The 25,373-nt window shown below is 68.5% G+C and carries 25 protein-coding genes and 1 tRNA gene; 6 read left to right on the top strand and 20 right to left on the bottom strand.

Features of this window, described 5'->3' with window-relative positions; all coding sequences use genetic code 11:
* Nucleotides 1-59: 59 nt before the first annotated feature.
* From pgmG to D620_RS0105970, 3 genes are all read right to left on the bottom strand, one after another.
* On the bottom strand, nucleotides 60-1,475 hold the full coding sequence (gene pgmG, locus D620_RS0105980) for a phosphoglucomutase/phosphomannomutase PgmG (protein ID WP_026091995.1): 1,416 nt from the start codon (nucleotides 1,473-1,475) through the stop codon (nucleotides 60-62).
* A 192-nt stretch (nucleotides 1,476-1,667) separates the two neighbouring features.
* Entirely contained in the window at nucleotides 1,668-1,976 is a 309-nt protein-coding gene (locus tag D620_RS0105975; RefSeq protein WP_017664886.1) for a J domain-containing protein, read from the bottom strand.
* Complete coding sequence (locus D620_RS0105970) at nucleotides 1,976-2,845, bottom strand: division plane positioning ATPase MipZ (RefSeq protein ID WP_081596542.1); 870 nt, start codon at nucleotides 2,843-2,845, stop codon at nucleotides 1,976-1,978. Before D620_RS0105970 ends, D620_RS0105975 begins: the two co-directional genes overlap by 1 nt.
* Before the next feature lie 116 nt (nucleotides 2,846-2,961).
* Between D620_RS0105970 and panC the strand changes: the two genes are divergently transcribed.
* Nucleotides 2,962-3,819, top strand: coding sequence for a pantoate--beta-alanine ligase (gene panC, locus D620_RS0105965; RefSeq protein ID WP_026091993.1), 858 nt, complete (start codon nucleotides 2,962-2,964; stop codon nucleotides 3,817-3,819).
* Nucleotides 3,820-3,891: 72 nt separating this feature from the next.
* Nucleotides 3,892-3,965, top strand: a tRNA-Gly gene (locus D620_RS0105960).
* Nucleotides 3,966-3,988: 23 nt separating this feature from the next.
* On the opposite strand, the gene D620_RS0105955 is transcribed toward D620_RS0105960, so the two are convergent.
* From D620_RS0105955 to pepN, 12 genes are all read right to left on the bottom strand, one after another.
* Nucleotides 3,989-4,420: a Na+/H+ antiporter subunit G gene (locus D620_RS0105955; RefSeq protein ID WP_017664883.1), complete on the bottom strand. Its 432-nt coding sequence runs from the start codon at nucleotides 4,418-4,420 to the stop codon at nucleotides 3,989-3,991.
* A complete protein-coding gene (locus tag D620_RS0105950) occupies nucleotides 4,417-4,686 on the bottom strand; it encodes a K+/H+ antiporter subunit F (protein WP_017664882.1) in 270 nt (89 codons plus the stop codon). Before D620_RS0105950 ends, D620_RS0105955 begins: the two co-directional genes overlap by 4 nt.
* Nucleotides 4,679-5,170 carry a Na+/H+ antiporter subunit E gene (locus D620_RS0105945; protein ID WP_017664881.1) on the bottom strand — a complete coding sequence of 164 codons (492 nt, stop codon included), beginning with the start codon at nucleotides 5,168-5,170 and terminating at the stop codon, nucleotides 4,679-4,681. The genes D620_RS0105950 and D620_RS0105945 overlap by 8 nt, the downstream gene beginning before the upstream one ends.
* Nucleotides 5,167-6,687, bottom strand: coding sequence for a monovalent cation/H+ antiporter subunit D (locus tag D620_RS0105940; RefSeq protein ID WP_017664880.1), 1,521 nt, complete (start codon nucleotides 6,685-6,687; stop codon nucleotides 5,167-5,169). Before D620_RS0105940 ends, D620_RS0105945 begins: the two co-directional genes overlap by 4 nt.
* Nucleotides 6,684-7,088: a Na+/H+ antiporter subunit C gene (locus tag D620_RS0105935; RefSeq protein ID WP_017664879.1), complete on the bottom strand. Its 405-nt coding sequence runs from the start codon at nucleotides 7,086-7,088 to the stop codon at nucleotides 6,684-6,686. The genes D620_RS0105940 and D620_RS0105935 overlap by 4 nt, the downstream gene beginning before the upstream one ends.
* On the bottom strand, nucleotides 7,085-9,901 hold the full coding sequence (locus tag D620_RS0105930; RefSeq protein ID WP_033376329.1) for a monovalent cation/H+ antiporter subunit A: 2,817 nt from the start codon (nucleotides 9,899-9,901) through the stop codon (nucleotides 7,085-7,087). Before D620_RS0105930 ends, D620_RS0105935 begins: the two co-directional genes overlap by 4 nt.
* 135 nt (nucleotides 9,902-10,036) lie before the next feature.
* Entirely contained in the window at nucleotides 10,037-10,588 is a 552-nt protein-coding gene (locus D620_RS0105925; protein ID WP_017664877.1) for an adenine phosphoribosyltransferase, read from the bottom strand.
* Between the two features lie 94 nt (nucleotides 10,589-10,682).
* On the bottom strand, nucleotides 10,683-11,513 hold the full coding sequence (locus D620_RS0105920; protein ID WP_017664876.1) for a cytochrome c1: 831 nt from the start codon (nucleotides 11,511-11,513) through the stop codon (nucleotides 10,683-10,685).
* Between the two features lie 56 nt (nucleotides 11,514-11,569).
* Nucleotides 11,570-12,931: a cytochrome b gene (locus tag D620_RS0105915; protein ID WP_017664875.1), complete on the bottom strand. Its 1,362-nt coding sequence runs from the start codon at nucleotides 12,929-12,931 to the stop codon at nucleotides 11,570-11,572.
* A 65-nt stretch (nucleotides 12,932-12,996) separates the two neighbouring features.
* Nucleotides 12,997-13,566, bottom strand: a complete 570-nt coding sequence (gene petA / locus D620_RS0105910) for a ubiquinol-cytochrome c reductase iron-sulfur subunit (RefSeq protein ID WP_017664874.1) — start codon at nucleotides 13,564-13,566, stop codon at nucleotides 12,997-12,999.
* A 229-nt stretch (nucleotides 13,567-13,795) separates the two neighbouring features.
* Complete coding sequence (gene pgeF, locus D620_RS0105905) at nucleotides 13,796-14,545, bottom strand: peptidoglycan editing factor PgeF (protein WP_033376294.1); 750 nt, start codon at nucleotides 14,543-14,545, stop codon at nucleotides 13,796-13,798.
* A gap of 3 nt (nucleotides 14,546-14,548) precedes the next feature.
* Nucleotides 14,549-17,209 (bottom strand): aminopeptidase N, encoded by a 2,661-nt coding sequence (pepN, locus tag D620_RS0105900; RefSeq protein WP_017664872.1) that lies wholly within the window; start codon nucleotides 17,207-17,209, stop codon nucleotides 14,549-14,551.
* Nucleotides 17,210-17,261: 52 nt separating this feature from the next.
* Here pepN and D620_RS0105895 point away from each other — a divergent pair, with 52 nt between their 5' ends.
* Nucleotides 17,262-18,053: an epimerase gene (locus D620_RS0105895; protein ID WP_017664871.1), complete on the top strand. Its 792-nt coding sequence runs from the start codon at nucleotides 17,262-17,264 to the stop codon at nucleotides 18,051-18,053.
* 131 nt (nucleotides 18,054-18,184) lie between these two features.
* Here the strand turns inward: D620_RS0105895 and D620_RS0105890 are convergent, their stop codons facing one another.
* A complete protein-coding gene (locus D620_RS0105890) occupies nucleotides 18,185-19,072 on the bottom strand; it encodes an EamA family transporter (protein ID WP_017664870.1) in 888 nt (295 codons plus the stop codon).
* Nucleotides 19,073-19,092: 20 nt separating this feature from the next.
* The gene (locus D620_RS0105885) at nucleotides 19,093-20,124 is read right to left on the bottom strand and encodes a threonine aldolase family protein (protein ID WP_017664869.1); all 1,032 of its coding nucleotides are present in this window, start codon (nucleotides 20,122-20,124) and stop codon (nucleotides 19,093-19,095) included.
* On the opposite strand from D620_RS0105885, the gene D620_RS0105880 reads away from it, so the two are divergent.
* Nucleotides 20,123-20,494, top strand: coding sequence for a GNAT family N-acetyltransferase (locus D620_RS0105880; RefSeq protein WP_155800044.1), 372 nt, complete (start codon nucleotides 20,123-20,125; stop codon nucleotides 20,492-20,494). The two genes, D620_RS0105885 and D620_RS0105880, sit on opposite strands and share 2 nt — an antisense overlap.
* Here the strand turns inward: D620_RS0105880 and D620_RS14780 are convergent.
* Both D620_RS14780 and D620_RS0105870 read right to left on the bottom strand, forming a co-directional pair.
* Entirely contained in the window at nucleotides 20,440-21,996 is a 1,557-nt protein-coding gene (locus tag D620_RS14780; protein ID WP_017664867.1) for a PH domain-containing protein, read from the bottom strand. The genes D620_RS0105880 and D620_RS14780 overlap by 55 nt on opposite strands.
* A gap of 10 nt (nucleotides 21,997-22,006) precedes the next feature.
* Complete coding sequence (locus D620_RS0105870) at nucleotides 22,007-22,513, bottom strand: PH domain-containing protein (protein WP_017664866.1); 507 nt, start codon at nucleotides 22,511-22,513, stop codon at nucleotides 22,007-22,009.
* Nucleotides 22,514-22,664: 151 nt separating this feature from the next.
* Between D620_RS0105870 and D620_RS0105865 the strand changes: the two genes are divergently transcribed.
* Both D620_RS0105865 and D620_RS0105860 read left to right on the top strand, forming a co-directional pair.
* On the top strand, nucleotides 22,665-23,312 hold the full coding sequence (locus D620_RS0105865; protein ID WP_017664865.1) for a glutathione S-transferase family protein: 648 nt from the start codon (nucleotides 22,665-22,667) through the stop codon (nucleotides 23,310-23,312).
* Entirely contained in the window at nucleotides 23,312-24,091 is a 780-nt protein-coding gene (locus tag D620_RS0105860) for an SDR family NAD(P)-dependent oxidoreductase (RefSeq protein WP_017664864.1), read from the top strand. Before D620_RS0105865 ends, D620_RS0105860 begins: the two co-directional genes overlap by 1 nt.
* On the opposite strand, the gene D620_RS14775 is transcribed toward D620_RS0105860, so the two are convergent.
* Nucleotides 24,088-25,332, bottom strand: a complete 1,245-nt coding sequence (locus D620_RS14775; RefSeq protein WP_017664863.1) for a spinster family MFS transporter — start codon at nucleotides 25,330-25,332, stop codon at nucleotides 24,088-24,090. The genes D620_RS0105860 and D620_RS14775 overlap by 4 nt on opposite strands.
* Between the last annotated feature and the right edge of the window lie 41 nt (nucleotides 25,333-25,373).

Here is a 25,373-nt window from a genome sequence, read left to right as displayed (position 1 = left end):
CTGCCCTCATAGCGCGGGCAGCGCCTCGGGCAATTGGAATTGCAGTGGGTTTGGCAGGCCTAGTGCCCCACGCTCTCGCCGCGCTCCAGCCCCGATGCCGCAAGCTGCGCGTCGATCTGCGCGAGGAGGCGTTCGAGCCCCGCCTCGCTGTCGCTTTCCGCGCGCGCGACCAGCACGTCCTGCGTGTTCGAGGCGCGCAGCAGCCACCAGCCGTCGGCAGTGTTGACGCGCACGCCATCGGTGGCGTTGACGCTCTCGACCTCGGGCCCCGGACTGGTGGTGAGCCGTGCGGCGATTTCCTCCATCGCGGCAAACTTGCGGGTCTCGTCGACCTGGAAGCGCATTTCGGGGGTGTTGAGCATCGGCGGGATGCTGCCGCGCAGATCGGTTACCGACCGGCCGAGTCGCGCCGCCGCCGCGAGCAGCCGGACCCCTGCGTAGAGCGCGTCGTCGAAGCCGTAATATTCGTCGGCAAAGAACACATGGCCGCTCATCTCGCCGGCCAGCGGCGCGCCAGTCTCCTTCATTTTGGACTTGATGAGCGAGTGGCCGGTCTTCCACATCAGCGGCTTCCCGCCGAGCCTGGCGACATGGTCGAACAGCGCGCGGCTCGCCTTCACATCGGCGATAACCGTCGCACCGGGGCGGGTTTTGAGGACATCTTCGGCATAGATCATCAGCAGCTGATCGCCCCAGATCACCCGGCCCGTGCCGTCGATCGCGCCGATCCGGTCGCCGTCACCGTCAAAAGCCACTCCGAAATCGAGGTTCTTTGCCGCGACGAGCGCGCGAAGATCGGTCAGGTTGGCCTCGACAGTCGGGTCAGGATGGTGGTTGGGAAAATGTCCGTCAACTTCGGTAAAGAGCAAGTGGTGTTCCCCCGGCAGCCGGGCAGCCAGGGCTTCCAGCGCGGGGCCGGCGGCGCCATTGCCGGCATCCCAGCCGACGCGCAGGGTCTCGAGCGTGCCGGGCTCGATACCGGTGAGGCCCTGGAGCAGGCGCTCGACATACTCGCCAAGGATGTCGCGCGCGGTTACCGCACCGGTGCCGCTGGCGAACGCCCCGTCTGCTGCCAGTTTCCCGAGCTTCTGGATATCGGCGCCGAAGAACGGGCGCCCCAGAAATACCATCTTGAAGCCATTGTAATTGGGGGGATTGTGGCTGCCAGTTATCTGAATGCCGCCATCCACCTGTTCATCTGAGGCTTCGGCGTAATAGAGCATCGGGGTCGCCCCCATCCCGATCCGCACGACATCGCAGCCGCTCGCGGTCAACCCTTCGACCAGCGCGTGCTCCAGCATCGGCGAGCTGACCCGCCCGTCATAGCCCACCGCCACGGTCTTGCCCCCTGCCTCGCGCAGCAGCGTGCCGAAAGCCCGGCCGATCGCCCGCGCGTCATCCGCGCCCAGCGTCTCGCCGATGATCCCGCGAATGTCGTATTCGCGCAGCACGGTGGGGTGGAAGTGGTGTTGCATGATCGAGAGGTCCTTTGCGGGGCGATGCATTTGCGGCTTGCCGGGCACAGGCAGGAGCAGTCGCAAGACCGCTTGGGCGGCACCCTTGCCTGGCCCGCATTGCGGCTCGCCTGCCCCGCCTGCGCCGCGGTTTATCTGGCCTTGTGTGAAACCCCTGCCGCGCGATTGTGTCAATCCCGCGATGTTGGGACCTCACGGCTCTCCCGGCGGGCCGCCGTGCGGATGGGGCAGCTCGTCGAGCAGCAGGTCGCGCGCGGCATTGGCCTCCTGCATCGCGGCGTTGGTGCCGCCCTTGTCCGGATGGACCAGCGTGGTCAGCCGGCGATGCGCGGCGATGATCTCCTCGCGCCGCGCCCCAGCCTCGACCCCGAGCAGCTTGCGCGCCCGGAAGATCGCCTGCGAGCGGGTGGGTGCGGAGCGCAACAGTTCCCACGGCCACTTGCCGATCGCCCAGCGGCAGAACACGCTCAGCACCAGCGCGGCCATGACCAGCTTGAGCATCAGACGAGCTCCAGCTTATCCTGTTCGCGGCTGAACTCGGGCAGGCGCAGCGCCTTGACCAGCGCGCGCAGTTCCTGCCGGGCGACCAGATGGCTGGTGCCAAGCTCGCCGAGCTGGCCCTTGTCGAGCAGGGTCAGCCCCGAAGGAAACAGCTCGCGGTAGATCACCCGTTCGGACAGGCCCTGTGTCACCCGGAAGCCGACCCGCTTGGCCATCTCGCCCAGTGCCTTGTGCAGACGCGCCTGGTTCTTCGCCTCGACATAGCCGGTGCGGTTCCGGACCACCACCCAGTCCATCTCGGGCCGCTGGTGTTCGATCGTCATCCGGCTGCGCTTCATCCGCGCGTCCCAGATCTGTTCGGCGAAGAAGGACAGCTTCCTGACCTTGAAGGTCTCGGCATCGACCTGGCCGATGAGGTCGAAATCGACGAAGCTGTCGTTCATCGGCGTGACCAGCGTATCGGCATGTTCGACCGCGATGCGCGTATAGGCATCATCGCGGCCCGGATTGTCGATGATCAGGAAGTCGCAATTGGCCTCGAGCCGGCGGATCATCCCGAGGAGCGCGCCCGTGCCGGTTTCGCGGAACACCTCGCAGGCGGGCGTGGGCAGGGTCACCTCGCGCTTTTCGAGCGTGCCGAGGCGGTTCTCGATATAGCGGTGCATGGTGCGCTGGCGCGGATCGAGATCGATCGAGGCGACCCGCGCGCCGAGATAGGACAGCGCCACGGCGACATGGACCGCGGTGGTCGACTTGCCGGTCCCGCCCTTCTCGTTGGCAAAGATAATCCTGTGCGCCTGGCCCTTGCGCAAGAGCCGGGTGCCAGTCGCAGATGTTGCTGGAGTGTCGGCGCGCGTCGCGGGCGGCATGGGGGTCTCTCGATTGCAATCGTTTGGCGCTGGGCCTGCCGGTGTCCCCGGCGGCTTGAAATGGGACAGGTAGGGCCGCTAGGGCACGATTTTGGTTTATCCTTGGAGGGCCTGGGGTGCAAACGGTCAAGTCGCTGCATGTGTTGAGAACCGCTTTGGCACAGTTGCGGGTCGAAAATGCGACGATTGCGCTGGTGCCGACGATGGGCGCGCTCCACGAAGGCCACCTCACGCTGGTCCGCCGCGCGAAGGAAGCGGCGGACCATGTGGTCGCCTCGATCTTCGTCAATCCCAGGCAGTTCGGTCCGAACGAGGACCTCGATGCCTATCCCCGCCAGCTCGCCGCCGATGCCGCGATGCTGGAGGCGGAGGGCGTGGCCCTGCTGTGGGCACCGGACGCGGCGGCGATGTATCCGCCGGGCTTTGCCACCAATGTCAGCGTCGCCGGGGTCAGCGACGGCCTGTGCGGTGCGGCCCGCCCCGGGCACTTCGACGGCGTGGCGACAGTGGTGCTGAAGCTCTTCAACCAGGTCGCCCCCGACATGGCCTTCTTTGGCGAGAAGGACTTCCAGCAGCTTGCCGTGATCCGCACCATGGCGCGCGATTGCGATCTCATCGCCCCGCATGCGGACGCGATCATCGGCGTGCCGACCGTGCGCGAGGCGGACGGGCTGGCGATGTCGAGCCGCAACCGCTACCTCTCGCCCGGACAGCGCGCGGCCGCTGCGGCCCTGCCGCAGGCGATGCAGGCGGCGGTGGCGGCGATCGAGGGCGGCGCGGCGGCAGCGACCGCGCTCGCCGCGCTCGAGGCGGCGCTGATCGCGGCAGGTTTTGCCAGCGTCGATTATGCCGCGCTCGCCGATGCCGCCTCGCTCGCACCGCTGGAGGCCCTCGGCCCCGCACCGGCGCGCCTGCTGGTCGCGGCACGGATCGGCACCACGCGGCTGATCGACAATCTGCCGGTCGGCGCCTGAAACGCCCGCAAGCCCCACCGCCGATATTGACGCCGCCGCGCGATCAATGGCATGGGCCCTGCCGAGACCTGAGCGGGTATAGCTTAGTGGTAAAGCTCCAGCCTTCCAAGCTGGCTATGCGGGTTCGATTCCCGCTACCCGCTCCATTTTCCCGATCATTCCCGGTTGCTCAACGCCGCTCATCGCCCTCGAAGTCGCATGGTGTGCCTTGATGGGGCGCCTCGTGGGTGGCCCAGTCGGCGCGGCCCGGCGGAGGTGGGGGGGCGCCTGCCGGGCCTGCGGGCGCGCTGGCGTCGCCGCTGCGCAAGGCGTGGAGGTGGACCTTGGCGATCATGTTGGCGGCGATCGGCGCGGTGACGAACAGGAACACCGGGACCAGCAGTTCGTGGGTGGTCCATTCGCCCTTGACGAGCTGGAACCACACCACCGAACCCGCCAGCATCGCCCCCAGTCCCAGCGTGGTCGCCTTGGTCGGCGCGTGGAGCCGCTCCATGAGCGAGGGCAGCCGCACCAGCCCCCAGCTGCCGACCAGCGCAAAGCCCGCGCCCAGCACAATCAGCGCGGCGGCCAGAAGCTCGGCAAAAGGCACGGCCCCGCTCATTCGATGATATCTCCGCGCAGCAGGAACTTGGCGTAAGCGACCGTGCCGACGAAGCCCACCATCGCCAGCAGCAGCGCCGCCTCGAACGCCGCAGGGCTACCCCCGGCGATCCCCGCCAGCACGATGACGCCGATGACGTTGATTACCATCGTATCGAGCGCAAGAATGCGGTCGGCCGTCCCCGGCCCCCGGACCAGCCGCCACAGGTTCATCGCCAGCGCAAGGCCGAGGCCTGCAAAGCCGAAGGCGAGCGCTCCTTCAAGCATGGAAGATCTCCTTCAGCCGTACCTCGTAACGCGCCTTGACCTTGGCGATCTCGCCCGCCGGATCGGAGGCATGGAGCGCGTGGACCAACAGGAACTTGCCGCAGGCCGAGAGATCTGCGGAGACCGTGCCGGGCGTCAGGCTGATGGTGCCGGCGAAGACCGTGATGGCCTCGGGCGAGGACAGTTCGAGCGGGATCGTGAGCCATACCGGACGCAGGTCGCGATTGCGCTTGAACAGGATGATTGCGGCGACCTCAACGTTGGCCACCACGATGTCGCGCACCACCAGCGCGGCATAGGCCAGCGCCGGGAGGAACCGGACCCTGGGCCGGCCCGGCCACCACGGCGCGGTGAAGATCGGCACCGCCACTCCGACCACCAGGCCGAAGAACAGCGTGCCGACAGTGAGGTCGTTCACCATCACCATCCACATCCCCGCCAAGAGGGCGCTGAGGCCGGGGTGCGGCAGCAGGCGGCGGGTCATCGCGGGCCCTCCGCCAGCACGGCTGCCGCGCTCCGGGCGGGACCGAGCACCTGCGCGGCGGCGGCATCGGCATAGGCGCTCGCCCGGCCTGCTCCCGCCGCCAGCGCGGCAAGGCAGGCGAGCGCCAGCGCCGGGGCGAGCAGATCGCGGCGGGTTTCGGGCGGGTGCGGGGTGTCCGAGGCCGCGTTCGTCTTCCAGAACACCGCGCTGCCGGTGCGGGCAAAGCCGATCACGCCGATCAGGGTGGTGCCCAGGATCACGCCCCAGCTCCAGCCCCATTGGGGCAGAGCGGCGGCGGATTTGAGGATCAGGAGCTTGCCGATGAAGCCGGAAAGCGGCGGCAGGCCGGTGGCGGCGATGGCGGCAGCCATGAACATCAGCCCGGCAAGCCCGCGCCCCGCAAATTCGGGACCCGGGCTGGCCGCGTCGGCAAAGCTCCCGCGCCGCCGCGCGGCGACATCGGCAACCAGAAACAGCGCGGCGGTCGTGAAGGTGGAGTGCGGCAAGTAGGAGAGCGCCGCACCAAGGCTCGCCGCGCTCCACCCGGCTACCGCAATCAGCAGCGTGCCGGTCGATCCGATCACGGCATAGGCGGCCTGTTCGGCAAGGCTCCGCGCGGTGAAGACACCGGCAAAGCCGATCACCACGCTCGCAAGGGCAGCGGGCCACAGCCAGGGTGCCGGCGCCCATGCGGCGGCCCCCGCGCCCTCGCCGAACACCTGCGGGACGACGCGGATCAGCGCATAGACGCCGACCTTGGTCATGATCGCGAACAGCGCCGCGACGGCAGGGGTGGCGGCAGCATAGGTGCGCACCAGCCACAGGTGGAGCGGCACCGCTGCGGCCTTCAGCGCAAAGACCGATCCCAGCAGCAGGGCCGCGATCCGCAGCAGGCCCTGATCGGCAGGCGCGAGCGCGCGCACCTTCAGCCCCATGTCCGCCATGTTGAGCGTGCCGGTCAGCGCATAAAGCATCCCGAGCGCAATCAGGAACAGCGCCGAGCCGACGAGGTTCACCGCCACATATTGCACCCCCGCCTTCAATCGCGCGGGCCCCTGCCCGTGTAGCATGAGGCCGTAGGAAGCGATCAACAGCACCTCGAAGAACACGAAGAGATTGAACAGGTCGCCGGTCAGGAAGGCCCCGTTCAAACCCATCAGCTGGAACTGGAACAGCGGGTGGAAGTGCCAGCCCTTGCGGTCGGCGCGGGTCACCACCGCATGCAGCAGCGCGATCAGCGCGAGGCACGCGGTCAGCACCAGCATCAGGCCTGCGAGCCGGTCGGCGACCAGCACGATCCCGAAGGGCGCGGGCCACGCTCCAAACGCATAGGCAAGAATCGTCCCCCCGCTCGCCCGCGCCATCAACAGCGCGGCGACGGCGAGCTGCGCGAGTGTCGCGGCAAAGCCGATACCCACCGCCAGCTCGCGGCGGCGGCGCATCACCAGCAGCGCGGCGGGCGCGGCAAGCGCGGGGATCGCGACCGGCAGGATCGGGAGGTGATCGGCGAGGTTCACGGCGCCGCGCCCTCCCCGTCCGCCAACCCGTCCGCCAGACCGTCCTGCGCGTCGCACGGCACCGCCTCGCCGTCGACATGGTCGCTGCCGGTCTCGAGAAAGCTGCGCAAGCTCAGGATCACCATGAAGGCGGTCATGCCGAAGGTGATGACGATCGCGGTCAGGACCAGCGCCTGCGGGAGGGGATCGGTGTATGCGCTCACCGCCCCACCCTTGGCAGCGTCCCAGATCGGCGGGCGGTTCAGCACCAGCCGGCCGCTGGCGAACAGGAACAGGTTCACCGCGTAGGAGATCAGCGTCAGCCCCAGCACCACCTGGAAGGTGCGCGCGCGCAGGGCGAGGTAGATCCCGCCCGCAACCAGCACGCCGATGGCGGTGGCGAGGAGGAACTCGTAGCTCACGGCGCCTCCTCCCCGCCTGGGCGGGCGGTGGCTTGCGCGATATGGCTCAGCTCCTGCAAGGCCAGCATCACCGCGCCGAGCACCGTCAGGAACACGCCGGTATCGAACAGCATCGCGCTCGCCAGCTCGAACTTGCCGATCAGCGGCAGGCTGAAATAGTCGAACCAGCTGGTGAGGAACGGCGATCCCGGCGCCATCGCGCCAAGGCCCGTTGCCATCGCCACCAGCACGCCCCAGCCGATCAGCTGGTGTTCGCCGAAGGGCTTCCTCGCGTCCGACCAGTCGAAGCCGGCCGCGAGATATTGCACGAGAAAGGCGACCGCCACCACCAGCGCGGCGATGAACCCGCCGCCCGGCTGGTTGTGGCCGCGCAGGAACAGGTAGATCCCCACCATCAATGTCAGCGGCAGGATGATCCGGCTGGCGGTGACGAGCATCACCGGATGCCGCTCGGGCGAGCGCGGCATGTCGGCCCGCCAGGCTCTCAGCCGCGCCCCTGCCGCGCCCTTCCCGGCGGTATCGAGCAGGGCGAATATGCCGAGCCCGGCGATCCCGAGGACGATGATCTCGCCCAGCGTATCATAGGCGCGGAAATCGACGAGGATGACGTTGACCACATTGGTGCCCCCGCCCCCCGGCTTGGCATTGGCGAGGTGGAAGGCGGCGATGGAAGGGCCGGGATCGCGGGTCAGCATCGCCCAGGCGATCGCGCCGAACAGCACCCCGCCGGCGATGGCTATGGCGGCATCGCGGGCCTTGCGCGGGGCGCTCGAAAGGACCGGCGGCCGCTTCGGCAGCAGGTTCAAGGCGAGCAGCATCAGCAGCACCGTCACCACCTCGACCGCAATCTGGGTCAGCGCGAGATCGGGGGCGGAGAGCACGGCGAAGGCGAGGCTCACCACGAGGCCGATGACGCCGACATAGATCAGCGCGCGCAACCGGTCCCGGGAGCCCAGAGCCACCGCCGCCGTGGCCGCGATCAGCAGCGCCCAGGCGGCAATGGCGGGCAAGCTCGCGGGCAGGCCCGCCCTTGCGCCGGTCAACACTCCGCCGCCGGTCAGCGCGCCCTCGATCACCAGCAGGATGGTGACCGCAAAGCTCGCCAGCAGCATGCGCTGGAGCGACGGGGCATGGACGGCGACCATCGCCTTGCGGGCCCGGCGATCGGCGAGGGCGAGCACGCATTCGAACAGGCGCCCGGCATCGGGCAGCCGCGCGGCCTCCCATGCGGCCAGCAGGCGCCGGTGCTGCAACAGGAGCGCCGCCCCGACGGCAACGGCGCTTGCCGAGAGGACCAGCGCGAGGTTCACCCCATGCCACAGGCCCAGCTCCACTGGCGCGGGCGCGCTGGCCGTGACTGCGGCCGTGACCGCGCTCACCAGCGGCGCGGCGAACCACATCGGAGCAAGGCCCAGCAGCACCGCGAACGCGGTCAGCAGCGCAGGGCTCGCCCACATGGCGGGCGAAGGATCATGGGCGCGCGCGAAGGGTTCGGCCTCGCGCGGGCGTCCGGCGAAAAGATGCGCGGCAAAGCGCAGCGAATAGGCGACCGAGAACGTCGCGCCCACCGTCGCCAGCGCCGGGAGCAGCCAGACGGCATTGGGCGAGGAGAAGGCGATCGTCTCGTAGAGCATCAGCTCCTTCGAAATGAACCCGCCCAGCGGCGGCAGGCCCGCCATCGAAGCGGCGGCAAGCGTGGCGATCAGCGCGGTGACCGGCATCGCCTTGGCCAGCCCGCCCAGGCGGCGGATGTCGCGCGTGCCGGTCTCGTGCTCGACGATGCCTGCGCTCATGAACAGCGCGGCCTTGAAGGCGGCGTGGTTGAGGATGTGCAGCATCGCCGCCAGCACCGCCGCCTCGCGGCTGAAGCCGAGCAGCATCACCAGCATGCCCAATTGGCTGATGGTCGAATAGGCAAGGATGCTCTTGAGGTCGTGCCGGAACAGCGCCACGCCCGCCCCGAAGATCATCGTGACGAGGCCGACGCTGGTGACCGTCACGGTATAGAGTTCTGTCCCCGCCAGCACCGGCCACAGCCGCGCGAGCAGGAACACCCCCGCCTTCACCATCGTCGCGGAATGCAGGTAGGCGCTCACGGGGGTCGGTGCGGCCATCGCGTGGGGGAGCCAGAAGTGGAACGGGAACTGCGCCGACTTGGTGAAGGCGCCCAGCAGGATCAGCCCCAGCATCAGCGGATAGAGCGGCGCAGCGCGCACCATGTCGCCGCGCGCGAGGATCGTGGTGAGGTCGAAGCTCCCGGCGATCAGCCCGAGCAGCACCATCCCCGCGATCAATGCGAGCCCCCCGCCCCCCGTCACCGCCAGCGCCATCCGCGCGCCCTGCCGTGCCTCCGCCTTGTGCTGACAGAAGCCGATCAGGAGAAAGGAGGCGAGGCTCGTCAACTCCCAGAACACCAGCAGCAGCAGCACATTGCCGGCGATCACGATGCCGAGCATTGCGCCCTGGAACAGCATCAGGCTGGCGAAGAAGCGGCCCGTGTCCTCGTTCTCGTGGAGATACGAGTGCCCGAAGATCACCACCAGCAGGCCGATGCCGAGGATCAGCAGGCCGAACATCCAGCCCAGCGGATCGACCATCAGCGTTAGGTCGAGGCCAAGGCTCGGCACCCAGTCCCACCGTGCAAACGGCGTGTCTCCGCCCAGCGCGGGTGCGGCGAGGCTCGCCAGCAGCGCAAGGCCCGCCGCGCTCGCAGCCCCGGCGATGCCCAAATGCACGATGCGCGGCGCGCCGTGGAGCAGCGCGATGGCGAGCGCCGCGACAAAGGGAAGCAGAGCCAGCGTCAGAAGCGTCATGGCGATTGCCATCGGCGGCGTCTCGGGTCCTTCAGGTCACAGGCGCGCGAAGGCAGCGCCTGCCATCCGGCTTAGCCGAGGGGACTTTGACAGCACAACCGAAACCGGACCCTTGCAGCCCGGCGGAAGGAGGGTTCAGTCGCCCTCGAATTCCATCAGCGCGCTGACGGTGATGCCCGCCTCGCGCAGCCGCGCGGCGCCGCCGAGGTCGGGCAGGTCGATCACGAACAGCGCGTGTTTCACCACCGCGCCGGCCTTGCGCAGCAGCTCGGCCGAGGCAAGCGCGGTGCCGCCGGTGGCGATCAGATCGTCGACGATCACGACGTCCTGCCCGGGCTCGATCGCCCCCGGGTCCATTTCGAGCCGGTCGGTGCCGTATTCGAGCGCGTAGTCGATGCCGATGGTCGCGATGGGGAGCTTGCCGGGCTTTCTCACCGGCACGAAGCCGAGCCCCAGTTGCACTGCCACGGCCGCGCCGAAGATGAAGCCGCGCGCTTCCATCCCGGCGATCTTGTGTGCGCCCGCCGCGCCGGCTGCGGCGGCGAGGTGATGGACGCTTGCGGCCATGCCCTGATGGTGGCCGATCAGCGTGGTGATGTCGCGGAACTGGATGCCCGGATGCGGGAAATCCGGCACGGTGCGCACGAGCGCCTTGAGCTCTTCGGGAGAGAGATGCGGTGCAGTCATGTCGGCGTGGCCCCTTTCGGCCTTCTCAGAGCAGAGCGCCCCGCCATCCGCAAGGGATGACGGGGCGCTTTGCGGTGTCAGCCTCGCGAAAGGCTTACTTCTTCTTGGGCTTCAGCCCGGCCCAGATCTGCTTGTAGCTGAGGAACGCGAGGGAGGTCGCGAACAGCAGGAAGCCGAGCACGAACCAGCCGGTCTGACGCCGCTCGACCAGCTTGGGCTCGGCGGTCCAGGTCAGGAAGGCCGCGACGTCCTTGGCCATGTCCTTGGTGGTGTTGGGCGCCCCGTCGGCATAGGTCACCTGACCGTCGCTCAGCGGCGCGGGCATGGCGATGTTCACGTTGGGGAAGTGCTTGTTGAAGTAGAGGCCGTCGGGCACCTCGAAGCCGACCTTGGCGGCCTTGGCCGGATCGGGCTCGCCGTAGCCGAGCATCAGGTCGTAGACGTAGTTCGGCCCGTCATGACGCGCCTTGGTGATCAGCGAAAGATCGGGCGGCACGCCTTGCCCTGCGTAATAGACCGGCGGGAAGTAGTCGGTCGGCTTGCCGGGCGCCTCGGCCGTTTCGCCCGTCGTCGGGTCCTTGAACGGGATGGTCCAGCTCGCCGCTTCGGCCTGCACTTCGGCTTCGGTGTAGCCGAGCTGCTGCAAGTCACGGAAGGCGACATACTTGAGGCTGTGGCACGACTTGCAGACTTCCTTGTAGACCTGATAGCCGCGCTGGAGCTGGGCGACGTCCCACTTGCCGAAGACGCCGTCAAAGGCGAAGCCGCCTTCGGGGCCGTGGCCGTGCTCGTAGAAGGCATAGGACGGCTGCTTTTCCGGCGCCGGGCCGAAGGCGTAGTTGTAGGCACCGGGCAGGAGCGACCACAGCACCAGCACCGCGGTGATGGCGAGGCCTGCGATGATGCCTCCGAGACGAATAGTCATGACCGAACTCTTTCCTGGTTATCGGTTCAGATTGCTTGAGCGCTGCGAGCGGCCGATCACTCGGCCGGTTGCAGCGAGCCTTCGGGCGCGGTGCCAGTGTCGCCACCGTCCACCGAACCGGCACGCGGCGCTTCGGCAGTCTTGTCCTTGCCGAGCACGGCTTCGGTGATCGAGAACGGCAGCGGCTTGGGCACTTCGATCTGGCTGATGATCGGCAGGACCACCAGGAAGTGCAGGAAGTAGTAAGCCGTCGCGACCTGGCTGAGCACCACGTAGGGTTCTTCCGCCGGAGCGCCGCCGCAGTAGAACAGCACCGCCATGGTCGGGATCAGGCCGAACCAGAAGAACTTGCGGAACAGCGGGCGGTAGTGGCCCGAGCGCACCGGGCTCTTGTCGAGCCAGGGCAGGATGAACCACAGCAGGATCGAACCGAACATCGCGATCACGCCCAGCAGCTTGGCCGGCACCAGCACGATCCCGGTGAAGGGGATGGTGAGATCGCCGGTGAAGGCGCGCAGGATCGCGTAGAACGGCCAGAAGTACCATTCGGGCACGATGTGTGCAGGCGTCGAGAGCGGGTTGGCTTCGATGTAGTTGTCGGGGTGACCCAGCGCGTTGGGCAGGAAGAACACCATCGCGGCAAACAGGATCAGCACCACGCCGAGCCCGAAGCCGTCCTTCGCGGTGTAGTAGGGGTGGAACGGCACGGTGTCCGATTCCTGCTTCACTTCCACGCCGGTCGGGTTCGACGAGCCGGGGATGTGCAGCGCCCAGATGTGCAGGATCACGACGCCCGCGATCACGAAGGGCAGCAGGAAGTGCAGCGAGAAGAAGCGGTTCAGCGCGGCGTTGTCAGGCGCGTAACCGCCCAGGATCCAGACCTGGATCGGCTCGCCGACCAGCGGGATCGCGCCGAACAGGCCGGTGATGACCTGCGCGCCCCAGAAGCTCATCTGGCCCCACGGCAGCACGTAGCCCATGAAGGCGGTCGCCATCATCAGCAGGAAGATCACCACGCCCAGCAGCCAGATCATCTCGCGCGGGGCCTTGTAGGACGAATAGAAGAACCCGCGGAAGATGTGCATGTAGATGACGATGAAGAAGAAGCTCGCCCCGTTGGCGTGGGCGTAGCGCAGCATCCAGCCGTAGTTCACGTCGCGCATGATGTGCTCGACCGTGGCGAAGGCGACGAGGCCGTTGGCCGCGTAGTGCATCGCGAGGACGACGCCGGTGACGATCTGAACCACCAGGAAGAAGCCGGCGAGCACTCCGAAATTCCACATGTAGTTGAGGTTGCGCGGCACCGGATAACCGGCGCCCACCGCGTTGTAGACGAGCCGCGGCAGCGGCAGCTTCTCGTCAATCCACTTGGTGAAAGCGGACTGCGGTTCGTATTGCTTGGCCCAGGCGAAACTCATGGCGTTCTCTCGGCTTGATCGGGTGAAAGGTCAGGCGATGATTGTGTCGGATCAGATACGCAGGCTCAGCCGACGCGGATGACGGTGTCGGACGTGAACTCGTAGTCCGGAACCATCAGGTTCTTGGGCGCCGGACCCTTGCGGATGCGCGCGGCACTATCATAGTGCGAACCGTGGCAGGGGCAGAAATAGCCGCCGAAATCGCCGCGGGTCTCGCCTTCGGCGGCGCCCAGCGGCACGCAGCCGAGGTGAGTGCACACGCCCATCGTGACGAGCAGATCGGGATGGCCTTCCTTGGTGCGCTCGGCCAGGGTCTGGGGATCGCGCAAGCTGGCCACATCGACCTTGTTGGCTTCCTCGATCTCGGCAGCGGTGAGGCGGCGCACGAACAGCGGCTGCTTGCGGAACACCGCCTTGATCGCCTGGCCTTCGGCAATCGCGCTGATATCGACATCGGTGGTGCTCGCGGCGAGCACGTCCTGCGAGGGCGCCATCTGCGAGACCAGCGGGATCAGGACCGAAGCCCCGCCCACGCCCGCAGTGCCGAGCGCGGCGATGTGGATCCAGTCGCGGCGGCGCACGCCGTCTTCGGCGGCGGCGGAGACTTCGGTGGTAGCGGCCGTGTCAGTAGCCATTTCGTCTTACCCTGCTCGTTTTGCCGCGCCGGAATGGGCCTGCGCGGCGTGGTGTTGCATTGCGGGGCCTCTCGCCCCTGAGCCGATCCGTCGATTGGTCCCTGTTCCGGGCCGCGATATGCCCACCCGGCACACGTTACCCGAAACTTGGGCCGCGCAATTAACGGCAATCCTGCGAGATTCCAACCGTGTTTTAGTCAAGCCGCGTTCGCAGCCTTGCAAGGAAAGGTCAGGGCAGCGCGATCATGCTGATCTGCCGGCCATAATTCGCCTCGCCCGCCTGCGTGGAGCGTCTGTACGAATGGTAACGCGCGACCTGTGAGAATGTATCCCGGCCGGTATCCGCAATTTTGCTAAGACCCGCCCCGGCCAGCCGCGCGATGATGAAGGCGGGCAGATCGAAGTGCCAGCGCGGCACACCCTCGCGCTCCGCAGCCGGGGCGAAGAAGGGCTCGGCATCGTCGGGGAAGCGCGCGCGGAAGGCGGGATCGACCTCGTAGCTCGGCTGGGCGATGGTCGGGCCGAGCACTGCGGCGATATTGGCGCGGGCCGCTCCCAACGCCTCCATGGCGGCGATGGTGTTCTCGAGCACCCCGTCCACTGCCCCGCGCCAGCCCGCATGGGCCGCGCCGATGACGCCTGCCCCGGGGTCGGCGAAGACGACGGGTGCGCAATCGGCGGTGACGATCCCGAGCACGATGCCGGGCGTTGCCGTGACCACCGCGTCGGCGACGGGGCGGCCCTCGGCGCAATCGTCCCACGCGGCAGCAACGCTCACCACATCGGGCGAATGCACTTGATGCGGGGCGGCAAGGATGCCGCCCGGGCGGATCGCGTCAGCCGCTGCCTGCCGCAGGGCGCGCACTTCGGCCCCTTCCCCCGGCCCGCCGAAGCCGAACTGGTGCGCGCCGCCGTTGCTGCCGAAAAAGCCGTGGGGCACGCCGGCCAGCAACGGGTGGGTTTCGACCTGAAAGCCCACGCCTCAGCCTCCCAGCGAGCGGCTGACCTGCTCGAAGGTATCGCGCGAAAGGCTGCCGCTCGCGAGGATCCGCTCGAGCTGCGCCTTCATCAGCGCCGCACGGCCCGGCTCGATCCGCCGCCAGCGGCCCAAGGCGGGGACGAACTTCGCGGCGGTCTGCGGGTTGATCGGATCCAGTGCGAGGATCACGTCGGCGACCATCCGGTAGCCCTCTCCGTCCGCCTTGTGGAAGCCCTTGGGGTTTCCGGCAAAGGCCATGTGCAGCGAGCGCACGCGGTTGGGGTTCTTCATGGTGAAGTCGGGATGTTCGGCCAGCGCACGGACATGAGCGATGACTTCGGGGTGGAGCGAGAGCGCTTGCAGGGTGAACCACTTGTCGATCACCAGCGCGTTGTCCCTGTAGCGCTCGTAAAAGGCCGCCAGCCGCGCCGCGCGCGCGGGCGTGTCGAGCCCGCACAGCACCATCAGCGCGCCTTGCCGGTCGGTCATGTTGTCCGCCGCATCGAACTGCGCGGCGGCAAGCCCGGCGGCCTTGGCAGGGTCAGCTGCAGCGATCAGGGCGAGCGCGGTGGTCTTGACCTTGCGCGCCCCGCGACCTGCCGGATCGTCGAGCGCGACGCCCGAAGCCCGCGCGTGGAGCGCCTGCAATTCGCCCGCCAGCGCCGTGCCGATGGCGGCCTTCAGGTCCTCGCGCGCGGCGTGGATCGCGCCGGGATCGGCCAGCCTCGTCCCGGTCGCCATGGCTTCGAACAGATAGGTCTCGGACGGCAGCACCAGCAATTCGCCGCGCATCGCATCCTCGAGCGCATTGTCGGCAAGGCTCGAACGGAACGCGCCGATGATCGCCGCCTCGCCCGCTGCCCGTTCCTCTGCCGACAGCGCGCCGCTGGCGGTGCCTACGAGATGCCCGACGGCGAGCTCCTGAAGGGCCTCCGAGCGGGCAAAGGGATCATCGTCGTGCGCGGCAAGGAAGACGAGTTCCTCGCGGGCCAGATCGCGCGCGATCACGATCGGCGCGGTGAAGCCGCGGTTGATCGAGACCACCGGATCGGGGCCGGCGAGCGGCAGATCGAAGGTCTGCTCCCCACCCTCCAGCACCACCAGTTGCTCCGCCCCGAGCGCGCCGGAGCGCGAATGCACCGCGATCTTCAGCGGTATCGGCATCGGCAGCTTGTCGGGCTGGCCGGGGGTGACGGGGACGGTCTGGGTGAGGGTGAGCTTGAGGGTATCGCCCTCCACCGCCTGCGACACGGCGACGCGCGGGGTGCCCGCCTGCGAATACCAGCGGCGGAATTGCGCGAGGTCGATCCCCGCCCCGTCCTCGATGGCGCGCACGAAATCCTCGCAGGTCGCCGCTTCCCCGTCATGGCGGTCGAAATAGAGATCGCAGCCTGCCCGAAAGCGCGCCTCGCCCACCATCGCGCGCATCATGCGGATCACCTCGGCGCCCTTGTTGTAGACGGTCGCGGTGTAGAAGTTGCTGATCTCGCGATACGAATCCGGGCGGATCGGGTGCGCCAAGGGCCCCGCGTCCTCCGGGAACTGCGCCGCGCGCAGGATGCGCACATCCTCGATCCGCTTGACCGCCTCACCGCGCATGTCCTGCGAGAACAGCTGGTCGCGCAGCACGGTGAAGCCTTCCTTGAGGCTGAGCTGGAACCAGTCGCGGCAGGTCACGCGGTTGCCCGACCAGTTGTGGAAATATTCATGCGCGATCACGCCTTCGACCGCGTCGAAATCGGCATCGGTGGCGGTGTCGGGGTCCGCCAGCACGTATTTCGTGTTGAAGACGTTCAATCCCTTGTTCTCCATCGCCCCCATGTTGAAATCGCTGACGGCGACGATGTTGTAGAGATCGAGGTCGTATTCGCGGCCGAACACCTCCTCGTCCCATGTCATCGAACGGTGGAGCGATTCGAGCGCGTGATCGGTGCGCTCCAAGTCTTCCGCCCGCACCCAGACATTGCATTCGACCACGCGGCCCGAGCGGGTGGTGAAGGGCCTGGAGTTGGCCACCAGATCGCCCGCGACCAGCGCGAACAGGTAGGAGGGCTTGGGCCAGGGATCGTGCCATTCGGCCCAATGCGTGCCGTCGGCGTTCTCGCCCGCCGCGACGCGGTTGCCGTTGCACAGCAGGATCGGGAAGGCGCCACGCTCGCCCTCCATCCTGACGGCATAGGTCGAGAGCACGTCGGGCCGGTCGGGGAAGAAGGTGATGCGCCGGAAGCCTTCCGATTCGCACTGGGTGCAGAGCATCCCGTTCGAGGCGTAGAGGCCCATCAGCTGGGTGTTGGCGCTGGGGTCGATCTGGGTGACGACCTCGACCACGTGCTTCGCGCCCGGCAGGGTGACGATCAGATCGGGCCCGTCCATCCGCCACACGGCAGGGGCGCCGTCCACCGTCACGCTCTCGGCGGTCAGGCTGTCGCCGTCGAGGCGCAATTCGGGCGAGGCGTCGGCGGCGGGGTTGCGTTCCACGGTCAAGGTCGCGGTGACGCGGGTCGCGTCCAGACCCAGCCGGAAATCGAGCTGCGTCGCCGGCACTGCCCACGCGAAAGGCCGGTAATCCTCGCGCCGGATCACCGGCGGCTCGTGCGGGGTGGGGGCGCCGTCGGCAAGCTGGGGGTTGCCGTCGGGGGTGGTGGGGGTGGTTGCGATATCCATGCGGCCCGATTTAGGTTGATTCGGGCGGGCGTCCAATCTTTAGCTGGTCGGCATGGGACAATTGCTGATCTTCGGCCTCGGCTACACCGCCGGGCGCATCGCCATCGCCATGCAAGCTAAGGGCTGGCAGGTCCGCGCGACGGGCAGCGCGGGCGACATCGCCTTTGCCGAGAGCGCGGCGGTGCTCGCGGCGCTGGGCGAGGCCACGCACATCCTCTCCTCCGCCCCGCCCGAGCGCGCCGGGGGCGACCCGGTGCTCGATGCCTATGGCGAGGACCTCGCCGGCAAGGCGCTGTTCTACCTCTCCTCGACCGGCGTCTACGGCGACCGCGCGGGCGCGTGGGTGGACGAGACGACGCCGACCATCGCGCAATCCGGCGAAGGCCGCCGCAACGCGCGGGCCGAGGCGGACCTTGCGTGGCTGAACATGGGCGCGCGGGTGTTCCGTCTGCCGGGTATCTACGGCCCGGGGCGCTCTGCGCTCGACCGGGTGCGCGAAGGCAAGGCGCGGCGGATCGACCTTCCTGGGCAGGTGTTCAGCCGGGTTCATGTCGATGACATCATGAGCGGCGTGGTCGCGGCGCTCACGCAGAGTGCGCCCGCCGGGGCGTACAACCTCGGCGATGACCTCCCGTGCAGCGGCAATGAAGTCACCGAACACGCCTGCCGCCTGCTCGGGGTGCCGCCGCCGCCGCTGGAGTCGCTGGAACAAGCCAACCTCTCCGACATGGCGCGCGGCTTCTACATGGAGAACCGCCGCGTCGCCAACGGCAAGGCCAGGCGGGTGCTGGGATGGTCGCCGCGCTATCCGACCTATGTCGAGGGGCTAGCGGCGCTGCTGTAGGGTTTCACACAAAGACACAAAGACACAAGGATGCTTTGCCTTGCCCGAAGGGCATCCTGCAAAATCGAGGTCAGCCTCGCAAAGCGCCTGCGGCGGGCCGCTGCGCTCTTTGTGTCTTTGTGTGGACCCCATCACTTCTTCTGCCGCGACCGCAATGCCAGCCCCATCCCCGCCAGCGCCAGCGCCATGCCGGTGGCCGACAGCGCGTCCCACTCGAACCCCTCGAACAGGGTCGAGAGCCCCATCGCCACACACACCGTGACGATCGCGTTGTAGGCCGTGCGCCCCGCGCCGATTTCGCGCACCAGATTGTAGTGCAGCGGGAAGGTCACCACCGAGCCCACAATGGCAAGATAGGCCGTCCCCGCCCAGAACTGCCACGCACTCGGCACTTGCGGCGGCCCCTCGGTGGCCAGCGCGTAGACGAGGTCGAAGGCGACCCCGTAGACCATCGCCCATGCAAGAAAGCTCACCATCGGCACGCCGCGCCCGGTCGGGTTGGCCTGCACCACATTGGCGATCGAGGCCGCGAGCATCCCGCCAATGGCGAGCACGATCCCCAGCAAGACATTGCCCCCGAGCGGCGCGGCGTTCCATTCGTGCACCAAGAGCAGCGCCACCCCGGCGATGGCGACAAGGCTCCCGCCGATGAAGCCGCCCTGCGCCCGCTCGCCGATGAACACCCGCGCGAAGACCGCATTGGGCACCATCAGGAGCGCGAACATCACCGCGACGATGCCCGAGGTGATGTGCGCCTCGGCGTGATAGACGAACAGGAAGTTGCCGCTGAACTGCGCGATCCCGACGCCCAGTGCCAGAAGATGCTCCGCGCGGTTGAGTTTCAGCCGCTGGCCCATCGCCAGCGCCAGCGCGAACAGCGCCGGGGTCGCCAGCATGAAGCGGTAGAACACGCCCCATGCGGCGGGCACACCGGCGATCTGCCCGGTGATGACAAACCACGTCGAGCCCCAGATCGTCCCCGTCAGCATGAAGGGGACAAGCACGCGGGGGCTGAGCATCGCGGGGGCGGCGCTATCGCTCACAGCGCGGCAATCGCCCTGCCGAGCGCCTGCGCATCCTCGGGGCGGGTGTTCCAGGCGGTGACGAAGCGGGCGGAATCCGCGCCCCAGTCGTAGAAGGCGAAGTCCTGCGCGCGCAGCGCCTCGCGCTCCCCTGGCGTCAGGCGGACGAACAGCTCGTTGGCCTCGACCGGGTGGAGCAGCCGGTCGGCACAGCCGGCGGCCACTTCGCGCGCGGCGGCATTGGCGTGGGCGGCATTGGCGAGCCACAGGTCATCCTCGAGCATCGCCAGGATTTGCGCCGCAAGATAGCGGCCCTTGCATTGCAGGTGCCCGGCGCGCTTGCGGCGGTAGCGCACTTCCATGGCGCGCTCGGGATCGAACAGCACCACCGCTTCCGCGCCCATGCCGCCGTTCTTGATGAAGCCGAAGGCGAGGCTGTGGACCGGGCCGCTCGCCGCCCGCGCCGCCTCGGCCGCGCTGCCGCCCAGAAAGGCCGCTGCATTGGCGAAGCGCGCGCCGTCCATGTGGAGGCAGAGGCGGCGTTCCTTGGCAAAAGCCCCCAGCGCAGCGAGTTCGGCGGGGGTGTAGGTGCGGCCATACTCGCTCGCCTGGGTGATCGCGATGGCGTGGGGCTGCACCTGATGGACGTCGTTGCGGACCGGATCGATCAGCGCGGCGATACCCTCGGGCGTCAGCTTCGCGCCCTCGCCCCCATGTTCTTGGCCGCACAGCATCAGCTTCGCGCCGTGGAGGAAGAAGCCCGGCGCCCCGCCCTCGTCGACCTCGATATGCGCCTCGCGGTGGCACACCACCCCGCCGTGGGGCTGGACCAGCGTGCCCAGCGCAAGGCAGTTCGCCGCAGTCCCGGTGGCCACCCACAGCGCGGCGCACTCGCGCCCGAACAGCGCGGTGAAGCGGGCGTCGAGTTCGGCCGAGAGGCGGTCCCCGTCGTACGGGTGGTCCGGCTGGTCGGCGGCGCGCATCGCCTCCCACAGCTTGGGGTGGACTGCGGCGGCGTTGTCGGACAGGAAGGGTTTCAGCGCGGTCATGGAGCACGCCTCTAGCCGCACATTCGGGCGTGACAAGCGGGAGCATGGGGTGACGGGCGAGGAAAGCGCAAAGGTGACAATCACCCACCACGTTCAGGGGACCGGCGGACGCTATTGCGCGGCTCTGGAGGGGAGCGCGCAGCAGGGCTATCTCGAATGGGAAGCGGGCGGATCGCGCGATGGCAAGGACATCCGCATCGCCGCGCACACCATCGTGCCCCGCGCGATCGGGGGGCGCGGCGTGGCGGGCGCGCTGACCCTGCGGCTGGTCGAGGATGCCGCGCGGCAGGGCTTCCTGATCCGCCCCGATTGCTCCTATGTGGCGCGGAAGTTTTCCGAAAACCCCGAGTGGGCCTCGCTCCGGGCCTGAGCGGGGGGGGGCGCATCGAGCCGCGAGAAATCGGTCGCGGTGATCGTCTCCAGCACCTGTGCGCGCAGCGCGCGCGCCTCGGCCAGGGGCACGCCGTGCATCGCGAAGTTCCCGCCGGCAAGCCCCAGGTGCACGCTCGCATAGCCCCTCAGCCGCGCCACCGGCCCCCGCGCGATCTCGACCGAATGGAGCTTGAGCCGCTTGGCGATGTCCTGCCGGGGCGAGAGGAAGCCGTGGCTGGCATAGACATGGGCCGCGTCGATGGCGTGGCGGCGGAATTCCCAGGCATAGAGGTTGGCTCCCACCGCCAGCACCGCAAGGCCCAGCGGGATGAGGAACAGGCCGGCAGGCGCGAGGACAGCGACGGGGATGGCCGCCAGCACGAAGATCGCCGCATCGCGCAGTGCCAGATCGTCGCGGTGGCGGGTGCTGGCGCGGTGCCAGGGCGTGGCCGCGTCAGGCAGGCGAAACCCCGCCGCGCGGGCGATCGGCGCAATCTCGGCGAGCTTGGCGAAGGGGGCGACGACGTGGCTTTGCTCCTTCTCGTCAGCGGCGAGGCTGACGAAGCTCAGCGAATGCCAGCCCAGCCGGCAACGAACGGGGCCGGTGCCGATCACCAGCCCCTGCACGCGGTGGACCGGCATCACCACATCGCTGCGGGTGAGCAGGCCGCGCTGCCGGCGGAAGCCGCGCGCCGAGCGGGTGAGACTGAAGCCCCAGTCGCGCAAACCCGTGCGCACCACGCCGGTGGCCGAGCCGATCACCAGCAGCCCGGCCAGCCCCGCCGCCGCGGCCAGCGCCTGCGCATAGGGGCCGAGCGTCGCGACGGTGCTCCCCTGCTGCTTCAGCCAGCCATACCAGAGGTCGACATTCCACACGTCGATCGCGGTGACGTTGTCGACATATTGCAGCGCGCCGCCGAGCACCGCGAAGACCGCGAGCGAGAATTCGAACAGGCCGAAAGTGACCAGCCGCCCCGGACCCATCCGGAACAGGACCTCGCCGGTCTCGGCAGCGGCGGGATCGGCGGGAGCGTCGGCGCCGGGCGCGGCGGCCTCCTCGTCGCGGCGTTCGCGCACCAGCTGGCGCAGGCGTTCGCCCTCGGCGGCGGTGAGGTATTCGAGCGCAAGGTCATCCGCCCCGCCCGCGCCGGTCTCGAACCTGACCGCCACCAGCCCGAGCAGACGCGGCAGGGGCTTGGCCTCGAGGCTGACGTCCTGGATGCGCTCGTATGGCACCGAACGCGCCGCGCGGCTCAGCACGCCGCTCTCGACGCGGATGTCGGCCTCGCCGATGGTGTAGGTGGTGCGCCGCCAGCCGATATAGCTGAAAGCCGAGCCGATCACGGTCACGGCCAGCCCGACGCCAACGCCGACCAGCAGGCCCCAGCCACCGATCCCGCCGCTGAAGGCTGCCGCTGCCGCCGGAAAGATCGCGTTCTGGACGCTGCCCAGCGCGCCGATGACGATGCCGAGCGGGGCGGTGCGGCGGGTCTCGCTCATGCTTGGTGCCTCACAGCGTCTCGCGGCGGATATGCGCGCGGATCTCCTCGCGCATTTCGCGCGCCAGCGCCTCGCCGAGGCCGGGCAGCGTGACGCTGGCATTGTGGTTGCCGGCGGTGTGGAGCGTCAGCGTCGCAATGCCGAAGAACCGTTCGAGCGGGCCCTGGTTGACATCGATATGCTGCACCCGGCCAAACGGCACCACGGTGTCCGAACGGAACATCAGCCCGCGCACCACCCGCAGCCGGTCGGCACCCATCTGGTAGCCGCGCGCGTTGAAGCGGGTCTGGGGAATGCGGATCACCAGCAGGGCCACGATCACCAGCACCGCGCCCGCGACAAGGCCGGGCGGCAGCAGATCGAGCTTGCGCAGCGACACCTCGCTCACCGCCGCCGCGACCAGCACCGGGAGCGAGGCGAGCACGGTCTGCACCCGCAGCGCGTGGGCGTAATTGGGGTGAACGCGGGTGAGTTCCTCGTCCTCGTCCGGCGGCAGGGGAAGCGGCGTCTGGTCCATGGTGCCTTATCTGCGCAATACAGTCTGCGCGCGCAAGCGCTTTTGCACGGGGCTTCCTCGCACGCCCGCCCCCTAGCGCATTTATGAGGACGACGGCGGCAGCGCGCCCCCCTAGAACCGCCGCACCGCATCACTCGGGAGAGAGAACACCATGATCACGCTGCATTCCAGCCTCGGCCCCAACCCGCGCCTCGTGCGGATGTTCATGATCGAAAAGGGGCTTGAGGAAGGCCGCGATTTCGCCCGGGTGCATTACGACATCATCACCGGCCAGAACCGGCAGGATGCGGGCTACATGGCGAGGAACCCGCAAGGCACCACGCCGACGCTCGAGCTGGAGGACGGCACCTGCCTCACCGAAAGCTGGCCGATCTGCGAATATGTCGAGGAGCTCAACCCCGCCCCCAACCTGTTCGGCGAGACGCCGGTGGAGCGGGCGACGGTCAGGAAGTGGGCGCGATTGTTCGATCAGGAGGTGGTGGTGCCGATGACGATGGGCTTCCGCGCAGGCGCCGGCCGCCCGATGTTCGAGCCGCGCATGAGCGTGGTCTCGACTGGCGCAGGGGCGGAACTTTCGGCGATGTCGGACGAGAAGTGGCGCCTGTTCGACAGCTATCTGGGCAGCAGCGACCACATCGCATTGGGCCGCTTCACTTTCGCCGACCTGCTGATCTTCGCCTTTGCGAATTTCGGCTTCACCGTGGGCTGGAAACTGCCCGAGGGGACCGACAACCTCGCGCGCTTCGTCGCCGCCCACAACCGGCGGCCGTGTGCCGCGATCTGGCAACAGGCCGAATAATGCAGGGCCTCAGCGGCAAGGTCGCCATCGTCACCGGCTGTGCCTCCGGGATCGGCGCGGCGACGGTGCGGCGGCTGCGCGCCGACGGGGCCGAGGTGCTCGGCACGGATATCGATGCGGCACGCGGACAGGCGCTGTGCGACGCGGTCGGCGCGCGCTTCGCGGTGCAGGACGTGTCCGACCGCGCGCTGTGGCCTGCGATCGTGGCCGGGGCAGTGGAGGCCTTCGGGCGGCTCGATATCCTCGTCAACAATGCCGGGATGGTCTCGGGCGCAGGGATCGGCGATCATGACGATGCGGCGATGTTCGGCGCGTGGGACAAGGTGCTCGCCGTCAACCTCACCGGCACGATGGCGGGCTGCCGGGCTGCCATCGCCGCGATGCGGGGCAACCCCGGCGGCGCCAAGGGCGCGATCGTCAACATTGCCTCCACCACCGCGATCACCCCGCTGCCGACCGATGCCGGCTATTCGGCGAGCAAGGCGGCGGTGCGGGCGCTGTCGAAGTCGGTGGCGACCTGGTGCGCGCAGGCGGGCCTAGCGATCCGCTGCAACACGGTGATCCCGGGCGCGACCCATACCGGCATTCTCGATGCGACCGAACAGCAGATGCCGGGCTTCCTGGCGATGGTGGCGAAAACCTCGCCGCTGAACCGCTTGGCCGATCCTTCGGAGACGGCCGCCGCGATCGCCTTCCTCGCCAGCGATGAATGCCCCTTCATGACGGGGGCGGACATGCTGGTCGATGGCGGCGCGCTGGCGATCCACCCCGGCTTCTAGCCGCCGCGCATCTTTTCCAGATAGCCGCTCGGCCCCATCTGGGCTGCCGTCCAGGCGAAGATCGCCATCGCGGCCACGCCCGCCGCAAGGCACACCGCGAAGACCGCGATGGCGAGCGCCGCCGGGCCCTGTTCTGGCGCCAGCGCGTCGCTCAGCGCGCCGGTCACGGCAAGGCCCAGCGCCTGTCCGATGAGGTTGTTGAAGAACAGCGCGATGGCGACCGCAAAGCCGCGGCTCGCCGGCTCGACCGCGGCCTGGATGCCCGACAGGATACCCGCCTGGCTGGCGACGTAGATCGCATAGGCAAGCCCGAACCACATGAGAAAGACGGTGAAATCGCCCGAGGTCAGGCTCAGCGCGAGCGGGATGACGCAGCCCAGGCTCGTCACCCCCGGCAGCCACGCGCGCCAGCGTTCGTCGCGCAGGGTCAGCCAGTGGGTGACATAGCCGCCCAGGATCGGCCCCGGGATGCCGCCGAGAAAGAAGGTGAGGCCGAGATAGAGGCCGACATCGCCCGTCGAGATGCCGAACGCGCGCAGCATGATCGGCGCCATCCAGAAGGCGAGCGCATAGCCGATCATGATCTGCACCGCCCAGCCCAGCGCCAGCCCCATGAACACGCGGTTGGTGACGAGGCTGCGCACCGTCTCCCCCAGCGCCCGCTGGGTCATATCGGTGCCCGTCGGCGCATAACGCCCGCGCGGGGCTTCGCGCATGGTCAGAAAAATGATCGCGCCCAGCACCAGCCCCGGAAGGCCCATCAGCACGAAGGCCCAGCGCCAGTCGAAGGCCTCGGCCAGCTGCCCGCCGATCAAGAGGCCGCCGGCGGTGCCCATGCTGGCCCCGATGGTGAGGAAGCCCATCGCCTTGGCCAGCTCGCCGCGGGTGAAATAGTCCGCGACGAGGCTCTGCGAGGAGGGGCCCGAACAGCCCTCCCCCACCCCCACCCCGGTGCGCGCGAGGAACAGCGTCCAGAACCCTGTCGCCATCCCGCAGGCGGCGGTCATCAGGCTCCAGAAGCTGATTGCGGCGGCAACGATATTCTTGCGGGTCGAGCGGTCGGCGAGGCGCGCGGCGGGGAAACCCGCCAGCACATAGATCACCGAGAACGCCGCCCCGCCCAGCAGGCCGAGTTCGGTGTCGCTGAGGCTGAAGGCGGCCTTGATGTCCTGCACCAGGATCGAGAACACCAGCCGGTCGGCGACGCTGAACGCGCTCGTCAGCGTCAGCAGGCCGAGCACATACCATCTGTATGCGCCGGGCTTGCTGCCCTCGGTGATGG

This window comes from Porphyrobacter sp. AAP82, from assembly GCF_000331285.1.
Taxonomy (GTDB): Bacteria; Pseudomonadota; Alphaproteobacteria; order Sphingomonadales; family Sphingomonadaceae; genus Erythrobacter.
The sequence above is the reverse complement of the archived record's forward strand: the minus strand, read 5'-3'. Positions and strand labels throughout refer to the sequence as shown.